Annotated in this window: 14 protein-coding genes; 7 read left to right on the plus strand and 7 right to left on the minus strand. The window is 44.2% G+C overall.

All coding sequences use genetic code 11. The annotated features are described in order from the left end of the window. Positions 1-36: 36 nt before the first annotated feature. The 3 genes from HYN43_RS24220 to HYN43_RS24230 all read left to right on the plus strand — a co-directional run bounded on the left by HYN43_RS24220 (position 37) and on the right by HYN43_RS24230 (position 3,117). The gene (locus tag HYN43_RS24220) at positions 37-513 is read left to right on the plus strand and encodes a hypothetical protein (protein ID WP_119406477.1); all 477 of its coding nucleotides are present in this window, start codon (positions 37-39) and stop codon (positions 511-513) included. A 132-nt stretch (positions 514-645) separates the two neighbouring features. Beyond that, positions 646-2,097: a serine hydrolase gene (locus HYN43_RS24225; protein ID WP_119406478.1), complete on the plus strand. Its 1,452-nt coding sequence runs from the start codon at positions 646-648 to the stop codon at positions 2,095-2,097. 99 nt (positions 2,098-2,196) lie between these two features. Next, on the plus strand, positions 2,197-3,117 hold the full coding sequence (locus HYN43_RS24230) for a DUF6624 domain-containing protein (RefSeq protein ID WP_119406479.1): 921 nt from the start codon (positions 2,197-2,199) through the stop codon (positions 3,115-3,117). Positions 3,118-3,242: 125 nt separating this feature from the next. On the opposite strand, the gene HYN43_RS30515 is transcribed toward HYN43_RS24230, so the two are convergent. From HYN43_RS30515 to HYN43_RS24240, 3 genes are all read right to left on the minus strand, one after another. Next, positions 3,243-3,422, minus strand: a complete 180-nt coding sequence (locus HYN43_RS30515; RefSeq protein WP_162996612.1) for a hypothetical protein — start codon at positions 3,420-3,422, stop codon at positions 3,243-3,245. A 222-nt stretch (positions 3,423-3,644) separates the two neighbouring features. Continuing rightward, the gene (locus HYN43_RS24235) at positions 3,645-5,435 is read right to left on the minus strand and encodes a cellulase family glycosylhydrolase (RefSeq protein ID WP_119406480.1); all 1,791 of its coding nucleotides are present in this window, start codon (positions 5,433-5,435) and stop codon (positions 3,645-3,647) included. A gap of 36 nt (positions 5,436-5,471) precedes the next feature. Further along, on the minus strand, positions 5,472-6,875 hold the full coding sequence (locus tag HYN43_RS24240; RefSeq protein ID WP_245447009.1) for a glycoside hydrolase family 30 protein: 1,404 nt from the start codon (positions 6,873-6,875) through the stop codon (positions 5,472-5,474). A 286-nt stretch (positions 6,876-7,161) separates the two neighbouring features. On the opposite strand from HYN43_RS24240, the gene HYN43_RS24245 reads away from it, so the two are divergent. Further along, positions 7,162-7,533, plus strand: a complete 372-nt coding sequence (locus tag HYN43_RS24245) for a response regulator (RefSeq protein ID WP_119406482.1) — start codon at positions 7,162-7,164, stop codon at positions 7,531-7,533. Between the two features lie 575 nt (positions 7,534-8,108). Here the strand turns inward: HYN43_RS24245 and HYN43_RS24250 are convergent. Then, positions 8,109-11,075, minus strand: a complete 2,967-nt coding sequence (locus tag HYN43_RS24250) for an outer membrane beta-barrel protein (RefSeq protein ID WP_162996613.1) — start codon at positions 11,073-11,075, stop codon at positions 8,109-8,111. Between the two features lie 402 nt (positions 11,076-11,477). Here HYN43_RS24250 and HYN43_RS24255 point away from each other — a divergent pair, with 402 nt between their 5' ends. Together HYN43_RS24255 and HYN43_RS24260 are read left to right on the plus strand one after the other, a co-directional pair. Next, the gene (locus tag HYN43_RS24255; RefSeq protein ID WP_119406484.1) at positions 11,478-11,750 is read left to right on the plus strand and encodes a hypothetical protein; all 273 of its coding nucleotides are present in this window, start codon (positions 11,478-11,480) and stop codon (positions 11,748-11,750) included. Positions 11,751-11,878: 128 nt separating this feature from the next. Next, entirely contained in the window at positions 11,879-12,226 is a 348-nt protein-coding gene (locus tag HYN43_RS24260; protein WP_162996614.1) for a hypothetical protein, read from the plus strand. Between the two features lie 60 nt (positions 12,227-12,286). Here the strand turns inward: HYN43_RS24260 and HYN43_RS24265 are convergent, their stop codons facing one another. Together HYN43_RS24265 and HYN43_RS24270 are read right to left on the minus strand one after the other, a co-directional pair. Further along, entirely contained in the window at positions 12,287-14,929 is a 2,643-nt protein-coding gene (locus HYN43_RS24265; RefSeq protein WP_119406486.1) for a zinc-dependent metalloprotease, read from the minus strand. Positions 14,930-15,028: 99 nt separating this feature from the next. Next, positions 15,029-16,120, minus strand: a complete 1,092-nt coding sequence (locus tag HYN43_RS24270) for an aspartyl protease family protein (RefSeq protein WP_162996615.1) — start codon at positions 16,118-16,120, stop codon at positions 15,029-15,031. Positions 16,121-16,338: 218 nt separating this feature from the next. Here HYN43_RS24270 and HYN43_RS24275 point away from each other — a divergent pair, with 218 nt between their 5' ends. Beyond that, the gene (locus HYN43_RS24275; protein WP_119406488.1) at positions 16,339-17,664 is read left to right on the plus strand and encodes a D-alanyl-D-alanine carboxypeptidase/D-alanyl-D-alanine-endopeptidase; all 1,326 of its coding nucleotides are present in this window, start codon (positions 16,339-16,341) and stop codon (positions 17,662-17,664) included. Between the two features lie 123 nt (positions 17,665-17,787). On the opposite strand, the gene HYN43_RS24280 is transcribed toward HYN43_RS24275, so the two are convergent. Continuing rightward, positions 17,788-18,555 carry an exodeoxyribonuclease III gene (locus tag HYN43_RS24280; protein WP_119406489.1) on the minus strand — a complete coding sequence of 256 codons (768 nt, stop codon included), beginning with the start codon at positions 18,553-18,555 and terminating at the stop codon, positions 17,788-17,790. Positions 18,556-18,582 lie beyond the last annotated feature (27 nt).

Here is an 18,582-nt window from a genome sequence, read left to right on the forward strand (position 1 = left end):
GGTAAATTCAATAGCACACCTGTATAAACCTAAACAATGGAAGCAAAGAAACCCTCAATGAGCTACCGAATTATTTTGATATCGGCTTGTTTGTTGGCTTTTGGATATGAACCGATAAAAGAATATTGGGTAACAAGCTGCCAGGATAAAAAATATGGGTTATCCTATAACCGGAAGAGGAAATCATTAGGGATACCAGCCATCCCCAGCCACTGGCACATTAAGGAGCGTAATCCCGATTTTATTTGGTGGACAGGTGATGAAAACGTGATAGGCCATAAAAGGAAATCGATATCTTTTTCCGGTTGCGATATCGTAGAGGAATATGATGTATACACACTTCCAAAGCAAAACGGACAGGGACGATGGATAGAGATAGAATATAATTATCCTACTAAAACAAGAAAAGACTCGGTAGTTTACACCTACCAGATTGAACACACTGCAAAGCAGGTTTCAAGGAGTATGGTAGACAGTGTATTGAAAGCCGATAATATCAATAAAGATTACTAATGTTTTATTCTTGTGTGCTTTGTTGATATTAAATTTTAATTTTTTGATTTATTCAAAATTTAATTTTGTTTTTATTTGATTTTATTTTGATTGTTTTTACCTTGCGTAGGTAAACCTATCTAAAACAAATCAATGAAAACCTTTAGCAGAATTTTATTATCGGCGGCGTTTATAACCACTCCTCTAATTCTCCGAGCCCAAACAGACGCAGTTGAACAAATCAAACAAGTTGAAAACAACCTCTTCGGCCGGGTACAAATAGCTGGTGAAAAAACCTGGAGCCTTGCCGACAGGATGGCTTTCTACAAAATTCCGGGCCTAAGCATCGCGGTGATCCAAAACCATAAAATTGTTTGGGCCAAGGGGTACGGTTTTGCCAATGATAGCGCTAAAACGCCGGTAACGACTCAAACACTTTTCCAGGCGGCATCTATCAGTAAATCATTAAACGCGGTTGGGGTGCTTAAGCTGGCGCAGGATAAAAAGCTTGACCTGGATGCCGATATCAACACCTACTTAACCTCGTGGAAGTTCCCTTACGATAGCGTTTCCAAAGGCAAAAGAATCACCACAGTCAATTTGTTAAGCCATAGCTCGGGCCTTAATGTACATGGTTTCGGCGGTTATGAACCGGGCGTTCCCTTGCCAACTATTGTGCAGGTGCTTAATGGCGAAAAGCCCGCCAACACGCCGCGCATTCATTCGGTTACCGCGCCTGGCTTAAACTATCAGTATTCGGGCGGTGGCATTACCGTTTCGCAATTGATGGTGATGGATATTACCCATCTGCCCTACGCTGATTATATGAAAAAGGAAGTGTTGAACCCCCTGGGTATGAACAGCAGTACCTATGCGCAACCGGCTATCGATGTTAATAAAGCGCTGTTAGCTACAGCTTATAATGAAGATGGTAAACCTATCAGGGGCAATTACCATATCTACCCGGAACAAGCCGCCGCCGGTTTATGGACTAATCCGACAGATTTGGCCAAATACATCATCGCCATACAGCAGGCTTATGAAGGTAAATCAAGCAATGTATTAAACCAGGCAATGGTAAAGCAAATGTTTACCGTGCATGCCGGTAATGATGTTGGCCTCGGTGTGTTTATAAGCAAGCCCGATAATGTTTTTTATTTCAGCCATGATGGTGCCAATGCCGGTTTTCGTGCCCGCTACGTTGGTAGTTTTGAGGGCGGTAACGGCGTAGTGGTAATGGTAAACAGCAACAATGATGGCGTTATCAACGAATTGATTAACAGCGTAGCCAAAGTTTATGACTTTAAAGGCCTGTATCATCCCAACATAAAAACACTTGTAACCGTACCTGCCGACATATTGAAAACCTATACAGGCAAATTTTTGATTGGTCCGCCGCGTACTTTAAGTATTACCGAAGATGGCGGACGCCTGTTTGCCCAAGCCATCGGGGATATTAAACGGGAGCTTTACCCGCAAGCGGTCAATCATTTCTTTTTCCGCGATTTGCCCTACAAACTCGAGTTTAATAAAGATGCCGATGGCAAGCAGCATTTGATATTTTATGGCGATGGGAATAAGATGGAGTTAAAGCGCGCGGAGTAAACCGTGGCCGTTAAAAAATGTTAAACAGGCCGGTTTTAGTATCATGAGGCCGGCTTTAACCGTTTGATAAGTGTAAATTAATGCCATCAAACCTTTATCATGCGGTTGAAATATCTTGTTTTATTGCTGATGATCTGCTCGTTCCATACGTCGGTTAGCGGGCAGGACAGGGCTGCTACGTTCCGGGCTGCCGATTCTTTATTCGCCGTAAAAAAATATAAAAAAGCTGCAAAGTTTTATACGGCCTTGCGTGCCGGTGCTAACGGTATCATGGACACAGCACACCTTTATAACGCCGCTGCCTGCTGGGCTGCATTGAACAGGCGCGATAGCGCTTACCGTTACCTGGAACTACTAAGCAAACGAAGGTTTAAAAATTACGATAAGCTTGCTGCCGAACCACTTTTCCGAAAATATCAACATGAAGTACGGTGGGAAGTATTAAAGGATGCCGTGATACACAACCGCACCCAGTTAATTGAGCCGGTAGCTATCGAGTTTTCGCAGATGCTGAAGGAGTACCAGGCAAACTATGATAAGTATATAAGGCTGTTGAATCGATACGGGAAAAATTCGGCAACGGTAAAAGAATTTAAAGAATACCTGCACGAAACGGACTCCATTAACTTTATCAAAGTATCATCTATTGTTAATACCTACGGATGGAGGGGGAAAACCTATTTCGGCCGTGATGCCGCCGAAGCAATGATCATCGTTTTAATGCATGCCGATATCGCCGGCCAAAAAAAGTATTTTTCGATAGTGCGCAATGCCGCCCTCGAAGGCGCTTTACCTGCCGAAGGCTTTGCCATCATTGCAGAAAATATCGACCTGAATGAAAATAACACGCAAATATACGGAACACACGTAAAAATCACCGATGATGGGCAATACCAAAGCTTCGCGATAGCCGATGAGGCTGGCGTTGACAAGCGCAGAGAAGAAATAGGGCTTTGCTCGCTGGCTATTTATTTACACAATTTTAAGCCGGATGGCAGGTCATATTTCCTGGTAAAATGATAGCGCAAATGTGTCGCTGAATACTGTTTGCTGGTGCACGCCCGTGGCGTGTACCCTTTTAAGCATAGTAAACTAAACAAGCATAGCAAATGCTCATCAACCATGGATATTATTCTATCAAAAGCTTAAAAAAAGCAAGGCCCCCTGTTACTCCCTATCGCGAATTTATTTACCCTGCCGTGCGAGTGATCGCAGTGGCTGTGGTCGCGATACGTTTTTTGATTTGATGGCTGGCAGTTTACAGGTGCTGCAGGGATAGTTTCAGTCTTATTAGGCTGACTAACTATGGTAGTTTGTTTTTTCATAACGACTCCTCCTTAGTTTAGATCATGTAGATAATTGGTATAATAAATTTAACTATAAGATTACTGATTTGCAATAGCTTTAAATAAAAAATAAATTAAAAAAGGCGTCACTGCGAGGCACGAAGCAATTGCGGATTATACAGGGCTTACCTGCTTTCGTGCGATTGCTTCGTGCCGCAATAACGCCTTAACTATGGCGCTCTCAATACCCCGGCTACGTGTTTACTTCCCCTTCCAAAACTGCAGGTAATGCAAATTATACCCACCGTTATCCGCCTGTACTTTTATTTTATTAGCCCCGGCTTTCAGCACAATATTTTTAACAGCAATAACCTGCCATTTTTTAAATCCGCCGGTATTGGGCACAGCAACCTCTTTAGCTTGTGTGGTGTTATTAACCAATACCGATAGTTTGGCATCATCAGTAGCCGAAGCAATTTTGAGGCTAATGGAATATACACCCGGCGTTTTTACCTGTATGGTGTATTGTGTCCATTCGCCGGTTTCAATATGGTCAACATAGTAGCTGTTGTATTGGGTCGAATCTTTGGTGATGTCCACTCCGTCGTTACGGTAAACATGGCCGCGGTTACCAACGCCCGGCTTGCCCGAGGTATGATAATCGGCAGTGTCGGTATCAAAATAAGCCGAGCCGTTACGGCCCAGGTCATAATCAACAGCGTTGATAACCGTGCCATTACCAATTTTATTGGCCTTAAACGGCTTGGTATCTGCCGAATGCGGCTGCCTGAAAATAGCATCGATCACATCATGGTGAATAATGGTGTTTTCCAGTTTGGCATAAGTGGCCAGTTCCAGGGTGCCGCTGTATACATTGCTTTCCTTTGGTTTACGGCGACCACTGTTCATGTATTTGGCCACATCATCATAATTAAGGTTAGATACTATTTCCATCGGGTTGTTATTACCCAGTTTTTTAAGCGGCCATAAGCTCCAGCCAATGTTATTGCGCTCCAGCAAGCCTATCGCCTGGCTTATCCAGGTGTTGGAGTTTTCGCCGGTTTCGCCAAGCCATACGGGGATGTTGTACTGATCGCGGGTTTTGATGATATGATCGATGGATTTCTGATCGTTAAAGTTCCAATACTTGTGGAAGCTCAGCACCATGTTTTTATCCCATGGCGGCAAAATACCGTTGTAGTTATTACCCCAGCCATTACCTTCAATAATAATAATATGCTTTTTATCCACTTCGCGTATTGCTGCGGTAATATCAACCATCAGCTTGCGTAAAGGGGCGTTGGTTTTTTCTTTCAACCCGTTTTTATCATTCTGCGGATCATCGAAACCCCAGTTTGGTTCATTAATGATATCATAAGCGCCAATGTAAGGTTCGTTTTTGTATCGCTCGGCCAGCCTGCGCCACAGGGCAATGGTTTTGGCTTTGTTGGCCTCGCTATCCCAAAGCGATGGCTTATCCGGGTCGCGGTCAGAAATGTTGAGATCGTTACCCTGGCCGCCCGGTGTGGCGTGCAGGTCAAGAATCAGGTACATGTGGTTGGCTTTGCACCAGGCCAGCAAATCGTCGGTCATTTTAAAGCCCTTTTCAATCCAGGTGTTTTGGCCTGCTACAGGCTCTTTATCCACCGGCAACGTGTACAGGTTATAATGCATAGGCAGGCGTATGGAGTTAAAACCCCAGCGCTTCATCGAGTCAACATCAATTTTGCGGGTATTATTGGTGAGCCAGGTATCGTAAAATTCTTTGGTTTCGGCAGGCCCCATCAACTCTTCCAACCGCTCGCGAATGCGGTATTGACGACTATCCTTATTAATGTGCAGCATATAACCTTCCTGCAACATCCAACCACCCAGGCCCATGCCGCGCAGTAATACGTTCTGCCCTTTTTCGTCCACTATCTTTTTACCATCGGCTTTTAAAAAGCCGGTTTGAGCGTTTCCCTTCAAACTAAATAATAAAGCAGGGGCTGCGGCCAGTATAGCCTTTGCAGCAGTACTTAGTTTTATATTTTTTATCAATGTTGTTAACATGTTGTTTGCCTTGTTTTTGAATGTTACCCTAACCTTTTACTGCCAGATATATGTGCCTACCGATCCTTTATCCAAACTTACTGCCAGCACTTTTCCCTGGTATTTGATGTTAAAATCCTGCGCGCTATCGCCGGTATTGGCTACAATAAGTACCTTTTTACCATCTGGCGTTTTAAAGGCCACGTTGGGTAGGGTATCCGAACTGTTGGAGGCAATCCTCACCGAGCCGGGGCGTACAAATTTTGAAGCATGAGCTACCGAGTAATAGGCCACGTTTTTCTTCACCTCGTTTTTATCGATGGTAACAGCACCCTGGCATGATGGGCAGCCGCCCCTGTCGGTATAGGGTTTATATTCAGGGTCGGCTGCAAGGTTCCATTCCAGTACGTTGCGGCTCCAGTTGCGTGTAGCGCCAACTATCAGGCGTTTTACCGGCCAGGCAATGTTAATGGTGCTTTGGTTTTCGGGTTCAACGGTCATCTGCTCGGTAAAATAAATGTTCTTATCCGGGTGAGCGTTATGTACATCCGTAAGCGCCGAGATATCGCCGCCATACAGGTGGAAGCCCGAGCCATCCACATATTTGCGTGCTGCCGGATCGTTCAATATCGAGATCGGGTAATCGGGCCTGTCGGCATTATGATCATAAACAATAATTTTTGTTTTGATGCCGGCTGCTTTAAAGGCCGGGCCGAGATTGTTTTTAATAAAATCGGCTTCATCCGGCGCAACCATCAATAAACTTGGGTTATTGCCCGGGTGCAGCGGTTCGTTTTGTATAGTGATGGCATCGATAATAATACCATTAGCTTTCATGGCCTGGATATATTTAACCAGGTATTTGGCATAAACGGGGTAACAATTGGGTTTTAACCTGCCGCCGCGGGTATCATTATTGGTTTTCATCCAGGCCGGCGGCGACCATGGCGAGCCCAGAATTTTAATGGCCGGATTAATGGCCAAAATCTGTTTCATCACCGGGATCACGTCTGTTTTATCCGCACTCAGATCAAAGTGTTTTAAAGTTGGGTCGGTTTGGCCATCGGGCAGATCATCGTACGAAAAAACTTTTTCGTTCAAATCCGAAGCACCAATACTGAGCCTGAGGTAGCTGATACCGATATTATTGCCAGAGGTAGCGAACAGATTTTTTAACAGTGCGGCGCGGCTTTCGGCACTCATCCTGATAATGTGCATGGCACTGCCCCCGGTTAGCGCAAATCCAAATCCATCAATGGGCTGATAGCGTTGTTTATCATCAACGGTAATAGTGGTGCCCGAGCCTTCTCCCGGTTTAAATATCAGGGCATCTTTTTGTTGCTCAAAAAGCGCCGACCTATCAGCCTTGGTAAGCCAAAGGCTGGCCCCGGTTGTTTGCGCGTTTACCGGCGCAAGTGCACACATCAGCAGGCCGCCCAATAAAATCGATTTGATTTGCATGTTCATGAAATATAATTTACAGGTGTATTTGTTGGTATAAACAGGATTTTTTAAGGCTTTTTGAAAATTGGTTGAGTAAAAATATCAAGGTTTTCAATAAAAAGGGGTAATTAATCGGTTACAAAAGCATTAAAGATGGGTTGTAGTAGTTAAGAAGTGGTAATCTGAACAAACAAAAAATCTGCAAATGCGTTAAAGTGACGGTTTAAGCATATCCGTTTTAATTTTCAATTTAAAACATTTGTTTTTATGAAAACATGTTTATAAATTCACATACAACTATCTCATGAGTACTTCGACAAAAAAGATTATCATATTTGATGATGATGAAGACATCCTTTCTATTTGCAGTTATATTTTAGAAGAACAGGGATGGGAAGTACACACCTACAGCGATTGCAATAACATTGTTGAAAAAGTATCTGCAATTTTACCCGATGTAATTATGATGGATAACTGGATCCCCGATTCGGGCGGCATCATTGCAACGCAAACGCTCAAAAAAACCGATGCATTAAAAGATATTCCCGTTATCTATTTTTCGGCCAACAGCGATATCCAGATCCTGGCCAGCCACGCCGGTGCCCAAACCTATTTAGCCAAACCTTTTGATCTGGATGATCTGGAGCGGGTAATTAACAGGGTTATTGCGGCGTAGGGTAAGAAGGCATATTTTTTTCTTGTTCAATAAACAGCCCTGCTCTTATTTTAGATTTGCGGCTAAATTTAAAACAGCACCTATCCTTATTTTAGATTTTCGCCTAAGTTTAAAATAGTGTCGGTTCTTATTTTAGATTTAGCCGCAAATCTAAAATAGGAGTTGTGTATAGCCGGCTGCTTTTAAGCACACAAAGAGGAGACGCAAAGTTTTTGAGCGCGCCCTATTCTTCCGAATTTATTTGTAGCGCAAACTGTCTCTCATTTTATCGAATCATAACCACTTTTTATACTTCCTTACACTCGTTTTTAACGGATGATTAATATGGTTTCGCGTTTGCAACGGATTAGTCACAGGGCCAGTATCCGCTACTATCCCTCTGTTTGTCTGAACCGGGATTTGGGGGGATTTTTTTGATTTATGGGATGCTTGGCACAGGATGAGACAACTTGAATTAAACGAATTTATCGGATTCGCTTTACATTCTGTTAATTTCTTAATTCTGTAAATTCTGATTCAGACAAAAAAGGCCCTTTGCAATACCGCAAAGAGCCTTTTTGATTATCTAATACCGATTAAAACGATCCGGGTCCGCCTGGCCCTCCCGGACCGCCGCCTGGTCCCCCACCGGGGCCGCCAGGGCCGCCGCCATCGCGGTTAAACCTGCGTTGGCCCGGATCTTGCGCCGGGGCCTTGCCCGCAAATTTTTGTAAACGCAGGGTGAAGCTCAGTAAGTAGTAGCGTCCTAATCTGTTCACGCTTGATTGTGTGGTGATGTTACCATTAACTATTGATGTGTAGCCAGTGTTTTGGTTAAACATATCATAGGCTGCCAAACGGATGGTAGCGCGATGATCTTTTAAAAAGCGGCGCTCAACGTAGGCGTTCAAAATATTGGGGTTTTTGATATCCAAACTGCTGGCGTAACCGTAATTCACCGTGCGGGTAAAATCATAGCTTAGTGTCCAATCTTTCCAGAAATAGTTTTTACCGGCCAGGCCAAGGTTTAAAGTGCGAAAGTTTGAACTACCGTCTATCAGTTCGGTGTGTACGGTGTTGGTTGTTTTGTTAATACCATAACTGCCGCTCGCTTCGGCATCAATAATATCAACAATATTTACCCTGAATTTTAAGCCCGGGGTAAAGTTGAGGTTTTTTGATATGTTTTTAAGCGCAATGGCCGATGCTGCTACATTGTTACTATCAATACTGTTTGAAAAGGCAATGTTGTTGGTATAGCTAAGGGCGCCATTAAATTGCAGGGTGAATTTACGCTCGGCCCATGGTTTGGCGTAAGTAATGTTGGCATTGCCCGAGTAATAACCATCGGCATTAAGGTAAGTTGTGAGGTTGGTGCTTTGCAGGTTTTTTAATGACGGATCTGCCGCTAAAGCTGCCGCGCTAAACTTACGCGGGTATGTGATGGTGTTTTGAACTATTTTGTTTTGTGTAGCCGTGAAGTTTAAGTTGGTGAAAAATATATCGCCGGTTTGGAAACTGAAGTTATTATACCTTAAAGTAAAGTTGTTGGCAAACTCTGGCTTCAGGTTAGGATTACCTTGTACAGGATAAAGCGCGTTGGAGAAATCGATAACCGGTTGTAACTGGCTAAATGACGGCTGATTGCTTCCCCCGTTGTAATTGAAGTTTAAGCCTTTGCCCCTCGAAAAGTTGTAAGTGAAACGCGCCGTTGGAACCACATTAAACGTAGTTACATGGGTAGCCGAATCATTTTTAAGGTTAAGGCCATTTAATATGGCCGGCTGTACACCAACCCCCAGGGTGAAGTTGTATTTCTTCTCAACAAAGCGGTAGTTCAATCCTACTTTGTTTGTGGTGAAATTGTATTTATAGTTGTTGCTTAGCAAATCGTAATTGTTGAAAGTATTTGCTGCGCTAAGCGTATCTGTTTCTTTATCGCTTTTAGTTGATGAGCGATTGAAAGCATAATTTAATTCCAGGTAGCCGCGTTTGCTTACCGGCTCCAGGTACGACATATTGGTACCCACGCTGGTAACGCGGCTATTGGTAAATATTTGCTGATTTTCTGGTGCGGTATGCGGGGCTCCGTCGGCATATTGATAAGTAGGATTATCAAACTGCGTGGTTTTTGACGAGTTGGCACTCACATTAATGCTGAAGTTACGGCCATGAGCGTTAAAACGATGGTTGTACAACACGTTGATACCGTAGTTGGGCGAAGTACCATCACTGTGCGATAACGATGTATAAGCCTGGTCCTGTAAACCACCAACGGTTGATGATACCGTTTCGTTAGCGGTGGTGTTGGTGCTTGAATAGCTAAAGTTTGGTGTTATTTTAAAATAGTTGATGGTATCCGGCTTCCACTCAATGTTGAAAGTGAAACGATGGTTGATTGGGTTGTCCGTTTGATCGCTTTTTTGATTACTTACACTTGGGGTTTGGAAATTGTTGGTTTGGATTGATGAACTTATGGTGTGTGTAGTATTATCGGTAAAGCTGTAGCTCCCGTAAACAGATACGGTTTTGCCCCATTGGTCGCGATAGTTGGCACCGATGTTATGAGCGTTGGTAATGCCGGGAGCGCTTGTTGTTGAACCGGAGTTACCACGAAGCGCGTTACCACGCCCGCCGCCACCGCCTCCAAAACCGCCGCCGCCACCGCCGCCGCTTGTTGGCGAGCCGTAAGTGAATGTATTTACGTTGGTGTTATTGATAGTTCCTAAAACAGCAATCTGCTGTTCATTATTAAAGTTAAAAAACTTCAAATCGCCCAGGTAACGGTTATCATTTGATATGCCCGGTGCTTTTGGTAAAAAGTCGCTGCCATCAGCTGCGGTTGCCTGGCCAAAGTAGCCATGGTTTTTATCCTTGCGGATGGTGATGTTCAGGATCTTATCCGGCTCGCCGGTTTTTACGCCGGTAAGGTTGGCCTGGTCGCCGTAATCATCAATTACCTGGATGCTTTCCACCACATCTGCAGGCAGGTTTTTGGTTGCTGTTTTAACATCGCCGCCAAAAAAATCCTTACCGTTTACACGCACCTTGGTAACCGATTTTCCCTGGGCTGTTACGTTGCCATCTTTATCCACGTCAACGCCGGGCAGCTTTTTAAGTACATCTTCAACGGGGGCATTTTCACGCACCGGGTAGGCGCTTACCTTGTATTCAGTGGTATCTTCTTTTAAAACCACCGGGTTAACGCCAACAATGGTAACCTGGTTAAGCATATTGGTTTCGGCCTTTAAAACAATCGCGCCCAGATCAACCGGTTGTGTACCGGCATCAAGCGAGTAATGTTTTTTGATGGCAGTAAAACCTATCGAGGTAATGGTAAGGGTTAATTTATTGCCTTTAACCACCGGGAAAGAGAATTTGCCGTTTAAATCGGCTATGGCTATGGTACTGTCGCCTGCGTTTGATACCAGCTTAACGCTGCTGCCGGGCAACGACAGTTTGGTTGAATCGACAACGGTTCCCTTCACTTCCCTGCCCGCCTGTGCACGGCCGGTAAAAGTGAGGAAAAGGGTAAAACTCAAAATAAGGAGAAGGGCTTTCATAAATTTTTTTTCAGCGTACAATTGTTGTGTTTGGTGTATAAGACATATTTAAACTACAAATGTTCAACTTAAAATGTACTTATAGCTTAATCAATATATGATTGTTACATTTTTACGCCCTAAAGCCCTATCAATCATATTATTGTTACATGTGAAGATTAAAACGAAGTGCGTTTTTCGTCTCTTTTTCATCAACATCGCGCTTTAAACGATGATGCCCCAATATTTTAGGCTTTTTTTGATTTTGGCTGTAATGATAACCGTTTCGGGCGCGTAAATAATAAGCAATGTTGTTAAAGCGTTAAATAGTTCACACCAATAATAAACTATTGTTTAAAAACTGTTTATGCAATGGTAACATTATGGCACGAATTTTCGTTATACTTAACCAAACATTAACCTATGAACAAAATTAGCAACTCGCTGCACACAAAAGTGCACAAGTGGATCGACGCGATCGGTTTCAGGCTAAACGCCTCACAAACGAATAACAGAAGTCATATCACCACCAATCATTATTTTTTTGAAACGTTTAACTTTTTCGAAAAATCGAAAAAAGGGCATCCCGAATACACCAAAATTTTATGTTTTGATGCCTACGGCGAAAAGGTCAATGTAAAGTCGCTACTTGATTTGCAGGTTGCTTTTTTTGAAAATATCAGCCAGTTGAAATAGTAAACTTGTTAAGGGTTTTCTTAGCCGCGGTTTAAAAACGTAAATTATTCCAGCCATACTGGCGCGGATAATATGGAAGGGCCCCGAAGATGGGGAGACTTGTACCTTGCAGTGATGTACCGTTGTTGGTGACAATAATAATAACAGCAAGCTTTGATAAAACACGGGCATGTGGAGAAAAAATATTGTCCATCCCAAAAATCTTCCCAAATCACGGTTCAGATAAAGAAATCAGCGGAATCAACGAAATCAAAATCATCAACGGTCAAAATCGGTGTAATCAAAAATTAATCGGTGTAATCCCAAAAAACAAATCCGAAATCGAACATTCGAAATCCGAAATCAAACGAGGGCGTTGCCTGCGGCCGGGCTTTACGCTGCAAGTCCTCGCTTTGCCTGCACTCTATCCTAACGCACGCTGCGGGCTTTCCGCTGCAATCCTAACGCGGACCCCGCACCAAAACAGCTTTAAATAAAAAATCCTGCCCTTTTTATGAGCAGGATTGGGAATAAGATGATTTAAACCTCAGTTCAAATTAAAAATCGAAATTGGTTTTTGGCCAGCAGTTCATGCTGCCTTGTTTAGCATCTAACGGATCCTTTACCGGAGCTGTTAATCCTCTTACCATGCCGCCGTTGATGTTTACCACCGGGCGGGTTGGGTTAAGGGCTTCTTTGATTCGCAGGTGCAGATCAGCATAATGGGCAGATGTAATGGCATCGCCGCCTTTTGGCAAACCTGCATCAATTTTCTTTAACTCAACACGCACCATCGGCCTGATATCAGACATGGCAACGTTGATAGGCGTTAAACCCCAGCTTGCCAGCGCTGCTGCCGGTACGCCGGGATATGAAGCGCTTGCGTCAAGGTTTAACAACGTTTTAAGGTAATCTACATAGGTACGTTGCAGGCTGCGTTTGTAGCTGTCTGGTGTGCCTGCGCCAAATATGCCGGTATGCAGATCGGTAAATAACTCAGCTACAGTATAAGCATTTTTGCCGTTTTTTGCTTCGTTATCATACATACGCGCCAGCCTTGATGGGTTGATCTCGTTTGCCAGCAATGAACCCTGCATGGCTTTGATGCGGTTAATAACCACGCCGTTATCAAATTTAGCCAGTTCCGGCTGATTGATTAACCAGGTTGGTGTTTTGTACAATTGCTCGTTCAAAAACATGGCAGCTTCGTGCTGGCGGGTTTTGGCAACAAAATCATAAACAGCGCCTTTCTGATCGTAGGTTTTAAAGTTTTCGTTCATGCCGCCAATATTGGTGGTAACATGGCCCATGTAACGGTAAAATTGGCCAAGCACCTCGTTGTACAGCTCGCTCAGATCATCATAATCCTCATTTTGCTGGTACGACCATTTTTCAAGGTTAGGCAAAATGCGTTTTAGGTTGGCAATACCGTAGGTGCTTGCTTTCATGGCATTATCGCCCAGATCCTCGTTTTGCAAACGCGGATCGATAGAAGTGCCCTGGCGGCCGAAGTAGTATTTAGGATCGCCGGCATGTTTATCGGTCCACTTGGCCAGGATCTCTTTTTCCTGTTCGGCAGTTTTGTTGCCTGCAAACCAGGTGTAACCCCATTTAATCGACCAATCGTCGTACTCGCCAATTTGCGGATACAGGTGGGTTACGCCATCGCCTGGTTGGGCAATGTAGTTAAAACGGGCATAATCCATAATTGATGGTGCCGTGCCGTGTTTATCCGTAAAGGCTTTTGAACGTAAGGAATCAACCGCATAAGCATAGCTTGAACCAAAGTTGTGCGGTAAACCCAGGGTGTGACCAATCTCGTGCGATGATACAAAGCGGATCAGTTCGCCCATTTGCTCGTCGGTAAATTGAGCGTGACGGGCATTGGGGTTTACTGCTGCTGTCTGGATCAGGTACCAATCGCGCAGTAACTGCATTACGTTGTGGTACCAGCCTACGTGGCTTTCCAAAATCTCGCCGCTGCGCGGATCGGCAACGTGCGGACCGTAAGCATTTTCAACATCCGATGCAAAATAGCGGATCACGGCATAGCGGGCATCTTCGGTGCTAAACTGCGGGTCTTCTTTAGCTGTAGGAGCCGGTTTGGCAACAATAGCGTTTTTGAAGCCGGCAGTTTCAAACGCCTTTTGCCAGTCGTTTACACCGGCAATAAGGTATGGTACCCATTTTTTAGGTGTTGCCGGATCGATGTAGTATACAATTTGTTTTTTTGGCTCAACCAATTCGCCTTTCGCATAAGCTGCCGGGTCTTTAGGTTCCAGCCTCCAACGGTGAATGTAGGCTGTAACCAAAGCTTTTTGCGCGTTGGTACCATAATCGGTTTGACGCTGGCCAAAAAAGCCTACCCTTGCATCCATAATACGTGGCTTCATCGGGGTTTTAGGCAACAGCAGCATCGAAGTATTCAGTTCGAAACTAATCGCACCGGTGCTGTTATCCGTTGGCGATTCGCCCGAGCGATAGGTTTTCAGCGTGTGTGCCTCGATGTTTATCGGGAAGCTTTTAATGCTGTCAATATATGAGCGGGAGTTATCCATGCCCATGGTTTTATAAGCTTTCTTGATATCATCAGATAAACCTATCGACTGGATATCGCCGTTATAAAAATCGGTAACATCAATCAGTACGCCTGTAGTATCTTTATTAAAAGCCTTAATCTCGAAAGAAGCTAATATGGCATCCAGGTTTGAGTTTTTTACCGATTGGTACATATCGCTGGTACTGTCGGCTCGCATCGAAAAGCTGGGCACGCGGATAAATACCTGCTTATCGTGGCGCTCCCATTTCCAAACCTGGTCGTTAATTTCTTCGCCGCCATATTGCTGGCCGAAGGTGCGCAGGCCGCCCGGTGTTTTTACAAAGCGGGTAACTACCAGCATTTCGCGGTTATACAGCGAATCGGGAATTTCGTAGTAATATTTACCATCAACCTTATAGGTATTGAACAGCCCGCTATCCACCTTGGTTTTGGCCGGGATAAGGTCGCTGAATTTTTTAATACCCTCTTTTTTTGGGGCGCCGGTTGTAGCGGTGGCCACCGTACCGTTTGCTGTTGTTGTGGTTTTAAGCGTTAAGGTTTGGTTGGCAGCCTGTTTTTTTGTGGCGCATGAGCCGGCAAAAACTGCAAGTGCCAATACTGAGCCGCGCAAACAGATGCCCGGCAGCGAATGTTTCTTCATTTATTAATAATAGTTTGAACCGTAAACTTATATAAAAAAGAGCGCCTTTTTTAATGCCACGGGGTTTTATTAATAAGAAAATTACACATATTAATAAAATTATATGCGGCGTTTTAAGGTAAGTACAACTTTATCCAGGCGTTTATCGTGATAAACATCCAACAGCAGGCTCCGGTCGTCTTTCGATTTTAGGAGCTCGTCAATTTCCTGCAGGGTCATTTTTGCTACGGGTTTAAAATTAATGGCAACTATCTCATCATCTCTCTCCAACCCTATTTCATCCCCGGCCGAACCAGGTTCAACCCTGCTGATGATGATACGATCATAGTTATTGCCCGCAGCATAATATTCCAGCCCGCTCATATCATGCTCAAAAGGTTCGTTAAAGGTTGGTGCCTGTTTTAAATACATTGCGCTATCGGCATAATTGAATATTACCGTGAAACGTTTTAAAATGCCCATCCCCAGGTTACCATCGCGCTTTACCGAAAGATGGTTTTGATTATTGTCATCATCAGGAAGAGATGCAAGCACTTTTTTTATCCTGAACTTTCCGAGGTCAAATTCATCAAGCCGGCTTATAAAGCCGTTAATAGGCCCGTTAAGCCCTATCCCGAGATTGGCCGACGAAATAAATTTTTGCGGAAGACCATAGTTTTTAACATACCGCTCAATTGATACCGGGTGGCCGGCACCCAAATCAACCACCAGTTTGGTTTTTACAGGTGCAATGCCGGGCACAATAACCCTGGCTTCAACATAAGGTTTCCTGTCTTCAACGCTCATGTGTATTTTGTTGGCGCGGCGCATGGGTTTCAGGTCTTTAGGGCGGCAAACGGTAACGGTGCTGTCCTGAAAACTGATTTTTACGGCCAGGTTGTTAAAAAACTCATAACCCAGCAGGCCGTGCACCGGCATACCGGCATAGCCCGAAAGATTAAAAACATCTTTTTTGAGTATGGCGGCAGCAATATCATAACTCACCAGGCCGGGTATTTCCACGCTTAGGTTTGAAGTTACATAGGCCTCAGAGTCTTCGCCCTCGCCAAGGCCCGGTATTTTGAGGGTGCGTTTGTTGGGAATGCTGATAGAATCAATTAATTTGGGATCGGTTATGATCATGAGGCCTACGCCGGTATCCAAAATAAAATTAAAGGGCCCCTTATTATTGATTTTGAGTTGGATGACCATCAGGTTACGCTCCAGTTTAAAGGGAATGTTAACCTTCTTTTTATTTACCGCAAGATCAAAGTACTGAGCCCGAACCGTGTTGGCGAAGCAAAATGTGAATATAATTGCAAGCCACAATGCCCCGGATCGGCGTAAAATATAATATAGCTTGTGTAACAAAGTGGTTATAGTTGGTATATTAAATTTACGACATTTATTTGTTAAATAAATATTTTATTATGCGAAAAGCAACTATTTCATTTCTGTTAATCATAAGTGTTTTAAGCCTGTTTCATGATAGTGTTTACGCCCGTTCGATAAAAAAAAGGAAGATTAAAAAGCTTTTCAAACACTCGGCAATTGTAAACAACCATTTTACCGGTTTTGCACTATATGATATCGACGAGCACAAAATGATCTATGAGCTTAATGCCGATAAATATTTTACCCCGGCATCCAATACCAAGCTGTTCACTTTTTATACCTGCCTTAAAATGCTGGGCGATAGCATCCCGGCGCTGCGCTACCAAATCCGTGGCGATTCGCTGATATTCTGGGGTACCGGCGATCCTTCATTTTTACACAGCGACCTGAAAGGTATCAACGGTTTAAACTTTTTAAAAAACAACAGCAAACAGCTTTTTTACTCACCGGGAAATTATACGGGCGAGCTTTTTGGCCCCGGCTGGGGCTGGGACGATTATAATGACTACTATCAGGCCGAAATAACCGCCCTGCCTATTAAAGATAACGTAGCCCAACTATATGTCGACCATGACGGCAACCTACAGGTAAAGCCTTATTATTTAAAGCGTTTTTTAAACCCGGACATCAATTATCACCCCGAAAAGTTTAAAGTAAAGCGCGATTTGCTGAGCAACAATTTTGTTTACCCTGCCGGGGAGATTCCGCCGGGCTACAGGCAGGAAATTCCCTGGAAAACGAGTTTGCAATTAACTATGGCCCTGCTGCAGGATACCCTGAAAAAACAGGTATCGCTATTGCAAATCCCGATGCCCGCCGATGCCCAAACCATTTACAACACCAACGCCGATTCGGTTTACCGCCGCATGCTGCAACCCAGCGATAATTTTATTGCCGAGCAGCTGCTGTTGGTATGCTCGGCAGTAAAGTTTAATACTTTAAATACTGATTCGGTGATCAGCTATGCTAAAGCAAATTTTTTGAATGATTTGCCTGATGCCCCGCAATGGGTTGATGGCTCGGGCCTGTCACGCTATAATTTATTTACACCGAGAGATTTGGTAGCGCTGTTGTTAAAAATACATGATGAAGTGAAGGATGAGGCCCTGCTGCACAGTATGATGCCCATTGGCGGGGTAGCGGGCACCATTAAAAGTGCTTACAAAACCGATAATGGCCAGCCTTTTGTTTGGGCCAAAACGGGCTCGTTAAGCAACAATCACAATCAAAGCGGCTACATTGTTACCCGCAAAGGCAAACGGCTGGCCTTCGCTTTTATGAACAATAATTTTGTACAGCCAACCCGCGAGATAAGAGATGAAATGGTGAGGATTGTAACGTATATACACGAGGAGTTTTAGGAGGTGATTTTCCTCGCCCCCTCCCCGATCCGTGTCTCCACGGATTGTACTCCCGGCGGAAAGAGGAAAAACGCGGTCGTGGAGACACGACCGCCAGGATGGATATTTTTTTTAACAGCAGAATTAAAACTCCAGCTCCAGCAAAACCGGGCAATGATCTGAGTGCTTAGCCTCAGGCAAAATAGCCGCCCGGCGAATGTTAGCTTCAAGCGGTGTGCTGGCCATAGCATAATCAATACGCCATCCTAAGTTTTTACCACGTGCCCCGGCGCGGAAACTCCACCAGGTGTAATTGTGCGGCTCTTTATTTACATGCCGGAAGGTATCGATAAAGCCACCTTCAATAAAATTCTCCATCCACTCACGTTCTTCGGGCAAAAAGCCTGATGAGTTGGCGTTTGATTTTGGGTTGTGGATATCGATAGCCTTGTGGCAGATGTTATAATCGCCGCAAACTACCAGGTTGGGGATGGTTACTTTAAGCAGGGTGAGATATTTGCCAAACTCATCTAAAAAACGATATTTAAAAACCTGGCGCTCATCACCGCTCGAGCCCGAGGGGAAATAAACGCTCATTACTGATACCTCATCAAAATCAATGCGGATGCAACGACCTTCGCGGTCAAAATCGGGGATGCCGCAGCCGTATTCAATATGTTTGGGCAAAATTTTGGTAAAAATGGCGGTGCCGCTGTACCCCTTCTTTTCGGCCGGGAACCAGTAGTGCTGGTAGCCCATGGCGTCTACCAAACCCAGATCGGTCAGTACATCAGGTGTTGCCTTAATTTCCTGCAGGCAAACAACATCGGCATCTGTTGCCTGCAACCAGGCCAGCCAGCCTTTGTTGATAGCCGAGCGGATACCGTTAACATTATAAGTGATTATTTTCATTTCGGATTTGGGATGTTCGATTTCGGA

This window comes from Mucilaginibacter celer (assembly GCF_003576455.2).
Lineage (GTDB): Bacteria > Bacteroidota > Bacteroidia > Sphingobacteriales > Sphingobacteriaceae > Mucilaginibacter > Mucilaginibacter celer.

Bases quoted from the DNA above. Each gene is read 5' to 3' on its own strand.
- HYN43_RS30515 (WP_162996612.1), bottom strand. From the start codon at position 3,422: ATGAAAAAACAAACTACCATAGTTAGTCAGCCTAATAAGACTGAAACT.
- HYN43_RS24255 (WP_119406484.1), top strand. From the start codon at position 11,478: ATGAACAAAATTAGCAACTCGCTGCACACAAAAGTGCACAAGTGGATC.
- HYN43_RS24275 (WP_119406488.1), top strand. From the start codon at position 16,339: ATGCGAAAAGCAACTATTTCATTTCTGTTAATCATAAGTGTTTTAAGC.
- HYN43_RS24250 (WP_162996613.1), bottom strand. From the start codon at position 11,075: ATGAAAGCCCTTCTCCTTATTTTGAGTTTTACCCTTTTCCTCACTTTT.
- HYN43_RS24230 (WP_119406479.1), top strand. From the start codon at position 2,197: ATGCGGTTGAAATATCTTGTTTTATTGCTGATGATCTGCTCGTTCCAT.
- HYN43_RS24225 (WP_119406478.1), top strand. From the start codon at position 646: ATGAAAACCTTTAGCAGAATTTTATTATCGGCGGCGTTTATAACCACT.
- HYN43_RS24270 (WP_162996615.1), bottom strand. From the start codon at position 16,120: ATGGTCATCCAACTCAAAATCAATAATAAGGGGCCCTTTAATTTTATT.
- HYN43_RS24240 (WP_245447009.1), bottom strand. From the start codon at position 6,875: ATGCAAATCAAATCGATTTTATTGGGCGGCCTGCTGATGTGTGCACTT.
- HYN43_RS24235 (WP_119406480.1), bottom strand. From the start codon at position 5,435: ATGTTAACAACATTGATAAAAAATATAAAACTAAGTACTGCTGCAAAG.
- HYN43_RS24245 (WP_119406482.1), top strand. From the start codon at position 7,162: ATGAGTACTTCGACAAAAAAGATTATCATATTTGATGATGATGAAGAC.
- HYN43_RS24265 (WP_119406486.1), bottom strand. From the start codon at position 14,929: ATGAAGAAACATTCGCTGCCGGGCATCTGTTTGCGCGGCTCAGTATTG.
- HYN43_RS24220 (WP_119406477.1), top strand. From the start codon at position 37: ATGGAAGCAAAGAAACCCTCAATGAGCTACCGAATTATTTTGATATCG.
- HYN43_RS24280 (WP_119406489.1), bottom strand. From the start codon at position 18,555: ATGAAAATAATCACTTATAATGTTAACGGTATCCGCTCGGCTATCAAC.